Annotated in this window: 12 protein-coding genes; 8 read left to right on the top strand and 4 right to left on the bottom strand. The window is 35.6% G+C overall.

From position 1 onward, the window contains the following. The first annotated feature begins 125 nt into the window (after window positions 1-125). From AAGD91_RS02340 to AAGD91_RS02370, 7 genes are all read left to right on the top strand, one after another. The gene (locus AAGD91_RS02340; RefSeq protein WP_341821362.1) at window positions 126-2,705 is read left to right on the top strand and encodes a valine--tRNA ligase; all 2,580 of its coding nucleotides are present in this window, start codon (window positions 126-128) and stop codon (window positions 2,703-2,705) included. 68 nt (window positions 2,706-2,773) lie between these two features. After that, complete coding sequence (locus AAGD91_RS02345) at window positions 2,774-2,971, top strand: hypothetical protein (protein ID WP_341821363.1); 198 nt, start codon at window positions 2,774-2,776, stop codon at window positions 2,969-2,971. Continuing rightward, window positions 2,964-4,283: a hypothetical protein gene (locus AAGD91_RS02350; RefSeq protein WP_341821364.1), complete on the top strand. Its 1,320-nt coding sequence runs from the start codon at window positions 2,964-2,966 to the stop codon at window positions 4,281-4,283. Before AAGD91_RS02345 ends, AAGD91_RS02350 begins: the two co-directional genes overlap by 8 nt. An 82-nt stretch (window positions 4,284-4,365) precedes the next feature. Beyond that, window positions 4,366-5,700, top strand: a complete 1,335-nt coding sequence (locus AAGD91_RS02355; protein WP_341821365.1) for a hypothetical protein — start codon at window positions 4,366-4,368, stop codon at window positions 5,698-5,700. Window positions 5,701-5,736: 36 nt separating this feature from the next. Beyond that, the gene (gene pyrF / locus AAGD91_RS02360) at window positions 5,737-6,408 is read left to right on the top strand and encodes an orotidine-5'-phosphate decarboxylase (protein WP_341821366.1); all 672 of its coding nucleotides are present in this window, start codon (window positions 5,737-5,739) and stop codon (window positions 6,406-6,408) included. A gap of 517 nt (window positions 6,409-6,925) precedes the next feature. After that, complete coding sequence (locus AAGD91_RS02365; protein WP_341821367.1) at window positions 6,926-8,125, top strand: phage major capsid protein; 1,200 nt, start codon at window positions 6,926-6,928, stop codon at window positions 8,123-8,125. A gap of 139 nt (window positions 8,126-8,264) precedes the next feature. After that, complete coding sequence (locus AAGD91_RS02370) at window positions 8,265-8,963, top strand: hypothetical protein (protein ID WP_341821368.1); 699 nt, start codon at window positions 8,265-8,267, stop codon at window positions 8,961-8,963. Between the two features lie 152 nt (window positions 8,964-9,115). On the opposite strand, the gene AAGD91_RS06350 is transcribed toward AAGD91_RS02370, so the two are convergent. Beyond that, entirely contained in the window at window positions 9,116-9,271 is a 156-nt protein-coding gene (locus tag AAGD91_RS06350) for a hypothetical protein (RefSeq protein WP_410541937.1), read from the bottom strand. Continuing rightward, window positions 9,259-9,405: a GIY-YIG nuclease family protein gene (locus AAGD91_RS06355; protein ID WP_410541924.1), complete on the bottom strand. Its 147-nt coding sequence runs from the start codon at window positions 9,403-9,405 to the stop codon at window positions 9,259-9,261. The genes AAGD91_RS06350 and AAGD91_RS06355 overlap by 13 nt, the downstream gene beginning before the upstream one ends. Before the next feature lie 169 nt (window positions 9,406-9,574). On the opposite strand from AAGD91_RS06355, the gene rmuC reads away from it, so the two are divergent. Then, window positions 9,575-10,906, top strand: coding sequence for a DNA recombination protein RmuC (gene rmuC / locus AAGD91_RS02380; RefSeq protein ID WP_341821369.1), 1,332 nt, complete (start codon window positions 9,575-9,577; stop codon window positions 10,904-10,906). Window positions 10,907-11,285: 379 nt separating this feature from the next. Here the strand turns inward: rmuC and pstB are convergent, their stop codons facing one another. Beyond that, window positions 11,286-12,044 (bottom strand): phosphate ABC transporter ATP-binding protein PstB, encoded by a 759-nt coding sequence (gene pstB, locus AAGD91_RS02385; protein ID WP_253307333.1) that lies wholly within the window; start codon window positions 12,042-12,044, stop codon window positions 11,286-11,288. Then, window positions 12,041-12,835: a 4-hydroxy-tetrahydrodipicolinate reductase gene (gene dapB, locus AAGD91_RS02390; protein ID WP_341821370.1), complete on the bottom strand. Its 795-nt coding sequence runs from the start codon at window positions 12,833-12,835 to the stop codon at window positions 12,041-12,043. Before dapB ends, pstB begins: the two co-directional genes overlap by 4 nt. Between the last annotated feature and the right edge of the window lie 8 nt (window positions 12,836-12,843).

Consider the following 12,843-nt stretch of genomic DNA (forward strand, 5'->3'; position numbering starts at 1 on the left):
TAGAACCTAAGGTCAAGTAATATTTTTACCATAACATAGAAATTTATGTTCGTAAACAAAAAATTTTGGCGTAGCCGTCTTTACTCAGTTGTGCTAACTTAGAGCTTAAAACTTAAGAAATATTTATGTTAAAAGAAAAATACGGCTTTAAAGAAATTGAAGACAAATGTAACATATTATGGGAAGGTAGTAAAGTTTATAAATGGAATGGTGAAAAGGATAACACTTTCACTATAGACACGCCTCCACCGACAATATCGGGTAAATTGCATATCGGCCATATATTTAGCTATTGCCACACAGACTTTATTGCAAGGTTTCAGCGCATGCTGGGGAAAGATGTGTTTTATCCAATTGGGTTTGATGATAACGGGCTTCCCACCGAAAGATTGGTTGAACAAACCTATAAAACCCGTGCAAAAGAAGTTGGCAGAGAAAAATTTATAGAGATATGCCATGAGGTTATTGAAAAATCAAAGCAAGAATTTAAGGAACTATTTAAATCGGTCGGCATTAGTTATGACTGGAGTTTGGAATATCACACGATCAGCAAGGAAACTGTGACACTTTCTCAAATGTCGTTTATCGATCTGTATAATAAAGGGTATGCATATAGAAAAATGCAACCTATTCTTTGGGATCCGGTTGATAAAACCGCAATTGCGCAAGCAGAAATAGAAGATAAAGTTTTTGAGTCATCCTTAAACACGATAGTTTTCTCTACTCACAAAAATGAGCAGATCAATATTGCAACTACGCGACCTGAGTTACTTCCCGCATGTGTTGCAGTTTTTTGCCACCCAGAGGATGCACGCTATACCCATCTGATTGGCAAAACAGCCGTAGCGCCAATAACAAAGGAAAAAATTCCAATAATAGCTGATGATAAGGTTAAAGTAGATAAAGGCACTGGGCTTGTTATGTGTTGTACATTCGGTGATGAGCTCGACATATATTGGCAGCAAAAGCATAATCTGCCGATGAAAATTATCATTGATCAGGATGGGAGGATGAACCTACAAGATATTCACTCCAGTGTCATTCCAACATACAATAAGGAAATAGAAGAATGGATCCCAGTGTCACGCACTGGGATGACAGGAGAAAGGGCTACTCAGATGACAAAAGAAGACGTCATTCCACCACACCCCGGCGTCATTCCAGCGCGTGACGCTGGAATCTACAATGAAATCAATGGATTGAAAGTTACAGCAGCAAGAAAGAGGATGATCGAAATCCTAACTGAGAAGGAGTTACTAATAGAAAGCACTAACATTTCTCATTCTGTTAAGTGCGCAGAAAGGTCTGGTGCACCACTTGAGATATTTCCTACTTATCAATGGTTTATCAAGACCTTAGAGCAAAAAGCTCAAGTATTAGATAAAGTAAAAGAATGCAATTGGCATCCAAGCAATATGCGTAAACGCATGGAAATGTGGATAGAAGGGCTAAATTGGGACTGGTGCATCTCAAGACAGCGCTATTTTGGTGTGCCATTTCCAGCGTGGTATTCCAAACGTAAGGGAGAAGAAGGTAAAATTATTCTAGCTGAGATAAAGGACCTACCTATAGATCCACTCAAAGATTTGCCAAAAGGGTATAGCAAAGAAGAGGTTATCCCAGATCAAGATGTAATGGATACCTGGGCCACAAGTTCAATTACTCCTCAACTAAGTGCACTGGCAATAAACAGTGAGTTTAGCTTACCAAATCATCGCTATAATACAATATTTCCTGCAGATCTGCGCAGCCAGAGCCATGAGATAATAAGAACTTGGGCTTTTTATACGATTTTGAAAGCACATTATCATGCAGATTCTTTACCTTGGAAAAACATTATGATCAGCGGTTGGTGTTTAGCCGATGATAAGAAAAAGATGAGTAAATCAAAAGGTAATATCATCACTCCTCATGTAATACTTGAAACTTATGGAGCTGATGTAGTACGCTATTGGGCAGCGAACTCAAGGCTTGGAGTTGATACAGTCTACTCTGAAAATATATTTAAAATTGGCAAGCGCCTAGTTACAAAACTTTGGAACGCTAGCAAGTTTGTTTCCATGTTCATGGAAAAGCATCAAGTAATGAGCATAAATTCTGCTCACGAGACAATAGATAAGTGGATATTGTCTAAGTTATACAAAGTTATAGAAAGAGCAACGAATAACCTATTACAGTTTGAATACTGCGAAGCTTTGGGCGTAATAGAGGAATTTTTTTGGAAGGATTTTTGTGATAACTACTTGGAATTAGTAAAAAAACGCGCGTACGGAAGCAGTGAAGCAACCTTAAGTGCAAAACAAAGCTTGGCGTATGTGTTAAATGTTATTTTGCGGTTATTTGCACCTTTTTTGCCTTACATTACAGAAGAGATATACCACCAGTTGTATAGTTATAATTCTGTACACAATCAAAGTAATTGGCCGAGCAAAGAAGAGCTTATCTACGATAAATATTCAGAGGAAATGGGAGACAATTGCGTGCAGATATTAAATATTATCAGAAAGATAAAAGCAGATAATAATGTATCAGTTAAGCATTTGATAAAGAAATTAGTGATAAAAGCAGATCTACGAGAGGACAAATTGAATCAATCCGCGCAGAATGACCTACAAGCAGTTTGCAATGCGGAAATGATAGAGTGGATGCAGTCTGAGCTTGAAACTGAAGACGGGAAATACATAGTGAATATAGACTTATACTGATTTTTATAGCTTTACTTCCTTTGATATCCATGCTATTATAATCATTATTAGTTGTGAGGATGAGGGATTTGTATAGTAAAACCAATGCACCATATCTTATAGCTGGTGCTTTTGCTACTTTGGTATTGCTTGCATCTGGGACACTTGCTGTTGCTCCTTATGTTGCATTCTTATCTCCAATTGCGGCCTTTAATGTAGCTCTTCCTGTTGCCTTGAGTTTATCTATTATCTACTTTGATACTCGCACTTTCATGCAAGATGATTAGTAATAATAAGAAAATAGAGGTTGAGAAAAATACATTTGCTGAAAAAGAGCAAGAGTTAGAAAGCGTAAAACAACAATTTGAGAGTAAGGTACAAGAGTTAGAAAATAAAATAGCTTTAGGAAAAGAAGCTGCAAGCAAAGAAGTGGAGGAATTGAATAATCAACTAAATAGATTAACTCGAGAAAAGCAAGATGCAAACAGAGTAAAGGAAGTAAATCAGTTAAAGGGGCAATTGGCTAGCACAAAACAACAATTAGATGGTCCTACAAAAGAGTTAAATAATAAAGGTAATCAAATCCGAGAATTAAAGGATAAAATAGGTGCTCTTAATAATAAGAACAAAGATTTATACGATGAAAATATAGAATTGAGTGCAAAAGTAAAAGGTCAGTTAAAACATAGGGAGGAGATGCTTTCTCTTGAACACCAAGAGTTACGTGATGAAAATGCAAGATTGAATGAAAGAGTGGATTCTTTAATAGAAGAATTATCTCAACCTCAAAAAGAAATAGATTCCTTAGAAAGGCAGTTACATGAATTAAAATGTGAAGGAACTTTAGCTCTTTTATTAAAAGAAAAAATAACAGAATTGGAAACATGTTTAGAAGAGAGAAAGAAAAAAGTAGAAGAATTAGTAGTGCAGTTAAGAAAAGAAAAAGGCGAAACTTCTTTTTTACAACATAAATTAAGGGATGTAGTAGAAAGAGAAAGACGATTGAAAGAAGAGTTAAGTAAAAAAGCGCAAGAAACGATCCAGCTAGCTGCAGATTTAGAACAAAAAGAAAAACTATGCAAGAAATTAGAAGAGGAAAAAACTAAAGATCTTAATAAGATCGGAGAGTTAAATAAACTTTTGGATCAAGAAAGAAAAGGAAATGAAAAGTTGCGCGATAATAACAGTAAGTTGAAAAGTAGCGAAAAAGATTTGGATGACGAATGCAGTAAATTAAGAAGACGTAATTCTGATTTGGAAAGAAAAGTTAAATGTCTGCAAGCAGTAATTGGGCAGGAAGACAAGCTTAGTCATTCCATTTCTTCAGATATAAGCAGTGAACATTCATCAGAATTTGAAGGAACAGGTGAAAATAAGCTTGCTAATGGACTAACTTTCCCGAAACGACTTTCTCCTCGCACATCCACACTAAGAAGATATCCTAGAAAATCTCTATCTCCTAAAAAGGAAGATGAGGATGAGAATAAAGAAAATTCAGAGCAACTAAATCACGAAAATCCTAATACAAGTACCGGCAGCCCTAATTTATCGCTTTTTAGAGATGCAACAAATAATTCCTATCACACCTTAACGATGTAAGTGCAGTGACCTCCACAGATAAGAGAATTTTAATAAATATATACAAGACTGCTGAAGTTTTGTTCATGAGGGGAGGGGAGTAATGAGCAATTTGTTTAGCAAAGCTAACACATTTTATTTTGTAGCTAGTTCCTTAGCTACTCTTACGTTACTTACATCTTTAGCGCTTACTGTAACTTCTAATGTGCCTCTTCCTCTAATTCTTGCTTTAGCTACATTATCTGTTTTGGTGCTTGCATTTTCGTATAAAATAATTAGTAATAATAAGAAACTGGAAGTTGAGAGAAATAAATTCGCTCAGAAAGAGCAAGAGTTAGAAAATAAAATAACTCTAGGAAAGGAAGCTGAAGAAGCTGCAAACAAAGAAGTGGAAAAATTAAAGAATCAATCACGTGAATTAACTCGAGAAAAGCAAAATTTAGACAAGAGAGCAAAAAAATTGGATCAGAAAGTAAATGAGTCAGAAGTTGAGAGAGAATCTCTTCTTGAAGAAAAAAAATCTTTAGAGAAAAGGTTAGAAGCCAAAGCGAATCACATATTTGAAATAACAGACGAATTGAAAAAGATAACGAAGGAAAAAGATGAGCTTGGTAAGCAAGAAGAAGAAGGTAATCTAGCTGAAAAAGAAAAACGCATGACGGAATTGAAAAGGAAAATAGACAATAATAAACATGCAGAATTAAAAAATGAAGAATTATATAAGGAAATAGAAAAATTATCTAAAGAAAAAGAGGAATTATGTAAGGAAATAGAAAAACTGTGTAAGGAAAAACATATATTATGTGAAAAAAAAGAAGAATTACATAAAAGACAAGAAGAACTTTGTGTAGAATTAGATGAATTACAATGTAAATTTAAAGAAATTAATCAGAAAAATAAAAACTTATCTCAAGAATTAAAAAGGAAATTTGAAGAGCTATATAAAGCAGATGATTTAATTAAAAATCAATCTTTTGAGTTAGATGGGATAAGAAAAGATTGTAATAACGAAGTGAAAAGTTTAAGAAATTCACTTTTAGAACGAGACAGTCAAATAGAAGATTTTTTGAAAGAGAAAGAAAAACAAGTGAATTTTGTGCAACTGTTGATAAGATACGTAACAGACAAGATAGAAGAACCTATAAGAAATAATGATGGAAAAGCAATATTAAATACGATTCAAATATTAAAGTTTGCGTTACAAGAAGAAATTGCACGGCTTTTGCCAGACAAAATGCCTTCTTCTTCGCTGGAAGATCTTGTATATGCATCATCGCCAGACGAAACATCTGTTCCTTTACATGCAGGAAATCCTGGATATGGATCCGAGGAAGATTCTGGATATAACAGTCGCTCATCCACCCCGATCAAATTGCCAAATTCACTATTGACAGAATCTTATGAACGTAATCAGAGTGAAGGTATTTGCAAAACATAATAATTAGCTTTATTATAAAAAAAATTGTACAAGATAATGAACCCAATAATATGCGCACTGGATACACAAGACTTAAATAAGGCTATTTCTCTAGCTAATACTCTGCGTGGTAAAGTTGGGATGGTAAAGCTGGGATTAGAATTTTTTGCTGCTCATGGTCTCTCTGGAGTGCAAGAAGTTGCAAAATGCAATGTACCAATTTTTTTAGATCTGAAATTGTATGATATTCCGAGCACTGTGGCTAAAACAGTTGAAGTAATAAAAGTTCTGAGCATTGAAATGTTAACTCTGCACATTAGCGGTGGAACAAAAATGCTTGAAGAAGCGCTAAGTGTGGTGCAAGGCACAAAAATAAAGCTGATTGGAGTAACAATGCTAACTAGTATGAGCAATGAGGATTTAAACGAGCTTGGAGTAGCAAGAGAGGTAAAATCACAGGTAATTTTGCTTGCAAAGCTTGCAAAAAAGATTGGACTCCATGGAATAGTCTGTTCTGCATTGGAAGCTCAAGAAGTGCGCCGAGAATGCGGTGAAGACTTGAAAATTATTACTCCAGGAATTCGTATAGATCCAGGTCATGACGACCAAAAAAGAACAGCAACACCAAGAGAAGCAATAAATTTAGGAGCTGATTATATCGTCATTGGCAGACCCATTACAAAAACTGCAAGTAGTGCAGAATTAATATTGAAATCCCTTACTAATTGAAGCAGATAAAAAAAAGTGCTTGACACAAAAAAACGAACGTTATATAGTGTTATTATCTTTTATTTCATCTCGCTTAATTTAATTACTGAATTAAGCTTACAGTACTAAGCGTGGTACAAAGTGCCAAGCTATTTTCCGGTTTATATTTTCAACAGATAAAAAATGATGCCATTCCAGCGCGTGGCGTTGGAACCCAGTTTTCCATCCAAGACGGTGTCATCCGAGTAGCCCCTTCGGTGTCATTCCAGTCTGGAATCCAGCTTTCCATATCAAAAATGTTTATTTTCCAGCTACTTTTATACTTATTAATTAGTGTGCTTTCTTATAATTAAAATTCCTGGATTCCAGACTGGAATGACATCATCTGTTGTTTGGCACCTTAACAAAAACAAATGTTCGTATAGTTATACCATTTGCTGTCTTCAAATTACAACACAGTTGCCTGCAGAATTCAAAAGAAGTCTAATGCTAACTAATTTTCCATTTTCATTTTATTTCATTTTCAAAGGAGGCTATTATGACACTTACCGATATCGCTCACTGTATTAATGAACTCGCTTCATCATGGGAGCAATTTAAATTAATAAATGATCGCAAATTAAAAGAAATTGAGAGCAAAGGGCGTGCTGATTCTGCAACGATTGAGCAGCTATGCAAGGTAAATAATGCCATTGATAGTTGCAAAGAGCGTTTAGACTTGATCGAAACTGCAGCTCAACGTCCAGAAGTAAATACAGATTTTAGCACAAGTGATAAATATTTTTCTGATTATATCCGCAAGGGAATGGAAAGCGGTTTATCACACAAAACCCTCAGTGGAGATGATAATGATATCGGAGGGTATCTAGTTACTCCGCATATTGTAGAACGCATAAACAAGCGCGTAACTGATTCGTCCCCAATGCGACAAATATGCTCCAGTCAAAGAATCTCTACTGAAACATTGGATTACATTATAGAAGATTTTGACCGTGCCGGTGCAGGTTGGAGCAGTGAAACAGTAGATGATGAGGACGGTGGCAATAAATCTAAGTATGATTTTGCAAAAGATACGGACACGCCTAAAATCCAAAAGATTTCTATCACGACTTACGAGTTATATGCTCAACCACAGATATCACAAAAGTTACTCGATGATGCGTTTGTCGATGTTGAGAGTTGGCTGGTAGAAAAGATTGCCGAGACTTTTAGTAAGGAAGAAAGCGAAGCCTTCATTAAGGGTGAGGGTACTTTTCAACCCAAAGGAATTTTAACTTATGAAAATGGAAACAGTTATAATAAAATAGAGCAAGTTAAAACTGAAAAATTAGATAGTGATTCAATAATGATGTTGTATTACTCTCTGGACGAATATTATTCCAAAAATGCGTCATTTTTGATGAACAGGAGTACGTTGAAGAACATTAGGCTGCTAAAATCTCAAGAAGGCCAATATCTCTGGCAACCAAGTTTGTCGCTTGAAGCTCCAGGTACTTTAATGGGAATACCAGTATATCAATCTGCCGATATGCCACCGGTGCCAAACAATCAGCTACCGGTAATTGCGATGGCAGATTTCAAACAAGCTTATAAGATTGTAGATAACAGAGGAATGAGAATATTACGAGACCCTTATACGAATAAACCTTATGTGAGGTTTTTTGTCACTAAGCGTGTCGGCGGAGAGGTTGTAAACACCAGTGCTATTAAATTGTTGAAAGTTGCGAGCAAGTACTAAAAACTTCTGCAGCACCAGCTTCAAAACCTTTTTACTTCTTTTTTTACCATGTATTTCCTCTTTAAAGTAAAAAATAGTTGATATGTTATACTATTTATGAAATAATTAAGTTAATTTATTATTAATTTAAGGAGTAAATATGTGGGAAAAAATAAAAAAGTTTTTTAAGTGGATTGCTGATCGCACAGGAATTTCGTGGATTGCAAGAAAAATTTCATCAGGCTGGAAGTGGTTGTTTGGTGGTAAAAAAAGTGAAACAAGGGTTACCAAACAAAATACATCACAGCAAGGAAAGTTTTCAAACGAGACATTACCAAAAACTTTGGATAATGAAGCTAAGCCTGAACAGCCACATGATGAATTACCTGTTATTGGCAGTATTTGTGAAAACACAAATGGAGTACTGGAACTATTTGTAACGACAAATCATACATCTAAAATTTTTGGTGATGGTGTAGGTCTTAGTGGTAACATTGATCTTAATTATACCGAGAGTATGGATAAATTAAAATACCGTGTATATATCAAATGTGAAAAAGGAGGGATATTCCAAATTACTTGCAACAAACTTATTGACGCTAATAACAGTGAGGGTGCATTCTTGAGTATAGAGTCAGTAGCATCTCATGATGGTAAAACTTCGTCTGACGAACTGGCAACAATGAAGCAGATGTTAGATCTGAATGAGAAGCAAGCAATCGTTGCCGTAACTCAGATATCTAAAAATCCGATTACGTTTCCCAAAGTTGTTGCAAATAGTAACACACCAAATTCAGAAACTACTAATTCAGAAGCAGAACAACACACTGTTGGTGATGATCTATCAGTTAATGCATAATCATTGTAGCAAACTCTTCAAAAAGAGCACCTCTTTAGGTGTTCTTTTTTTTATATTATACTATATAAATAAGTACGTCATACCGTCCAAACTGTATGAACGTTGTCATCCCAGCTCCTACTTGTGTCATCCCAGTGCGTGACACTGGGATCTCATTTCGTGATTTCATAATATAAATTATACCAATTTGGGTTTTTTCTTGCAACTAAATCGACTTTCCATTCTCTTTTCCAACTTTTTAAAAGTTTTTCTCTATTAAGAGCCGAATCTACATCTTGAAATTCCTCGAAATAAACTAATTTATGCACATTATATTTCGATGTAAACAGGAAATAACCTTGTTCTTATGCTCCCAAATTCGTTTAATTAAATTCGACGTAACACCTATATATAGAGCCTTATTGTGTCTACTTGCAAGTATATAAATATAATAGTTTTTCATAAAATTTAGATCCCAGTGTCACGCACTGGGATGACATCAGCGGTTAATATTTTATATACATTTTATAACTAAACTAGACATTCGTACAGTTGTGTGCGGTATGACGTCGTTACTTATAGCTATACACACAAAAATCATATAGAATTGTAAACGCAGTTTTTTTATTCTGATGCTTTTCAATTCTATAGCTCTGGTTGTTTCTCTATTACTATTTTTCTACATTATCGTAAAAAAACTGAGCGAAAAGAAAGCAAACCTTGAGGGTAATTTATGTAAATTAGAGCAAGAACTTCAAGAAACAAAACAAAGTTTGCTTACGAAGAATGAAGAAATAGTTGATTTAAGGGTCAAAAGAGCAGAACTTGAAGTAACTCTGCAAAAAGAACGTGAGGAAAAGAAAAAGGAAATAGAATTACTAACAAAAGCAGAGGAGAGATTAACAAACACTTTTAAAGCGCTCTCTCTTGATGCCTTGCAAGTGAACAATAACAATTTTCTGAACTTAGCAAAGGAAGTAATTGATAGTAAATTAAAAGAAACAGAAAGCGATTTCAAAAAAAGACAAGCAACGATCAACGAAGTTGTAACGCCAATAAAAGAAAAATTAGAAAAATTCGATAACGAAATACGTGAGCTAGAAAAGGAGAGGGTAGGGGCCTATGAAGGTTTAAAGGAGCAAATTGGAGCGCTGATGAACCAAACTTCTAGCCTTGCTAATGCCTTGAGAAAGCCCCACATTAGAGGAAAATGGGGTGAAATGCAGTTAAAGAGAGTGGTAGAAATGGCGGGAATGATTGAATATTGCGATTTTTTTACTCAGCCGTCAGTGGTTGATAAAAACGAGGATAATTTATTGCGTCCTGATTTAATAATCAAAATGCCATCTGGAAAACAAATAATAATAGATGCTAAAGTGCCGCTTGATTCTTACATGGATGCTATATCACAAAATGATTTGCAAATACAAAAGGAGAAATTAAAGAATCATTCCCTGGCAATAAAAAAACACATAAATGACTTGGGTAAAAAAGAGTATTGGAATCAATTTGAAAATACGCCAGAACTTGTGGTGCTTTTCTTAACAGGGGAGGGGGTTTTTAGTGCAGCACTGGAATATGAGCCTGCTTTGATAGAGATTGGAGTGGAAAAAAAAGTGATCATTGCAACACCGATCACTCTAATTGCGTTGCTGAGAGCAATAGCATATGGATGGAAGCAAGAGATGATAGCTGAAAATGCAAAGAAAATCAGTGAACTAGGTCATATTTTATATGAGCGCATTTGCATAATGGGCGAAAACTTTGATAATTTGCGCAGGAGCTTAAAAAGTGCTGTCGATCATTATAATAAAACTGCTGGTTCGCTTGAAGCAAGGGTGTTTCCTGCTGCCCGAGAATTCAATAAGCTTGGTATACATGCAAAAAATAAAAGTTTAAGTGCTGCAAAGGAATTAGAGTCCTTACCGCGCAGTTTACATACTGGGGAATTGAAAGTAGATTAGACTTCTATTGCACTAGCAAACAAAGAAAGTATTGTTTGTGGCGGAAAATTATTACTTAAATATTTCTCACTCAAGTTTCACTTTAGATCTATAGCTAGTGCAAGTCAGTACGTCATACCGCGGCGGTATCTCTATAGCTAACCCAAGAAAGGTTTCCCTACGTCATACCGCCGCGGCTCTAACTAGTAGCGGAATGACGAATTTGTTGTTTTTCAAATTGTAGGTAAACCTAAGCCACTTTAGCTATAGATCCCGCTAACAAGCAGCGGGATGACGGTTGTCGGTAAATCTAAGTCAGTTTAGCTATACCATGCTGAACGACAGATACGGCATACGGATACATTTTTTAAAGTAGCCAGGCTACTTTGATGACAGAAATTTAATGATCCAGGATATACTCCTTTGTTAAGGGAGATTGAGCATTTTCAAATATTTCTTGAGTGCTTCCAGACTCAACAATTCTGCCATTATGAAAGAAAATTACACTATCAGATAACTTTTTAGCTTGCTTCATTGAATGAGTTACCATAATTATAGTAAACCTTAATTTCAGCTCTTGTATAAGATTTTCGATTGCATTGGTTGCCATTGGATCAAGAGCGGAGCACGGTTCATCCATTAATAAAATAGTTGGCTTCACTGCAATTGCGCGAGCGATGCATAGCCTCTGTTGTTGGCCACCAGATAAATCGAGTGCACTATCTTGCAATCTGTCTTTTAATTCTTCCCATAAGCCAACTTTAGTTAAACTATTTTCCACCATCTCATTCAATTTTTGCTTATCCTTCACCATACCATGCAGTTTTGGCCCATAAGCAACATTGTCATATATTGATTTTGGAAAAGGATTTGGCTTTTGAAATACCATGCCAACTTTTGCTCTGAGTAGCACAACATCCATATCGCGTGAATATATATCACCCAGCCCATCGATATCTAATTCACCAACAGTTTTGCATCCAGGTACATAGTCATTCATACGATTAAAACAACGCAAAAATGTTGATTTACCGCACCCGGATGGTCCGATAAAAGTAGTAACTTTTCTTTTATAAATATTCAAATTTATATCGAATAAAACTTGCTTAGAGCCATACCAGAGATTTAAATCTTTAACAGAGGCACGTGTATTGCTCATATCACATCCTGCATTGAATAGAGCCCCGGAATTTCTCTTTTATTTTCATATAGCCATACTGCTGCTTGAACAGCTCCTCTAGCAAATGTTGTGCGATCAATTGCTTTGTGGTTTAGTTCTATCCGTTCATCAGAATTAACAAACATCACGCTGTGATCTCCTATTACTCCACCTCCACGAGATACTGCAAAACCTATTTCCCCCTTTTTTCTTATGTTTGAACCACTATGTAAATATTGATTGGACTGAAAATCCACTTTTGAAGCGTTAGCAATTGTTTTGCCAAGTTCTATAGCTGTTCCAGATGGTGAATCCTTTTTTAAGTTATGATGCATTTCCCAAATCTCAACGTCATATTCATTACCTAAAAGCTCAGCAGCTTTTTTTACCAATTTCAGCAACACATTAACCCCAACACTCATATTTGCTGACCATAATATTGGAACTTCAGCAGCATACTCTTTTAAATCGACACCTTCTATTCCAGTTGTGCCACTAACTAGCGGTGTTTTAAATTTTACAGATGCTTTAAGGCAGTCTAACATACATTCTTTAGTTGTAAAATCTATTACAACGTCAGATGACTCAAATATGCCACTCATAGAACTTGTAACTTCAATTCCTAGATTGGAACCGCAGCCTATAATTGGTCCAATATCTAAGCCCATGTACTTACTGCCTGAACGGGCAACAGCACCTGCTATTTCCACTTCGGCATTTGTGATTAATTCATTGAGTATTTTCTTGCCCATTCTGCCTAAGCAGCCTATTACTCCAACTCTGATTTTCATAAAGCTTT

It is taken from the genome of Wolbachia endosymbiont (group A) of Myopa testacea, assembly GCF_964027115.1.
Taxonomy (GTDB): domain Bacteria; phylum Pseudomonadota; class Alphaproteobacteria; order Rickettsiales; family Anaplasmataceae; genus Wolbachia.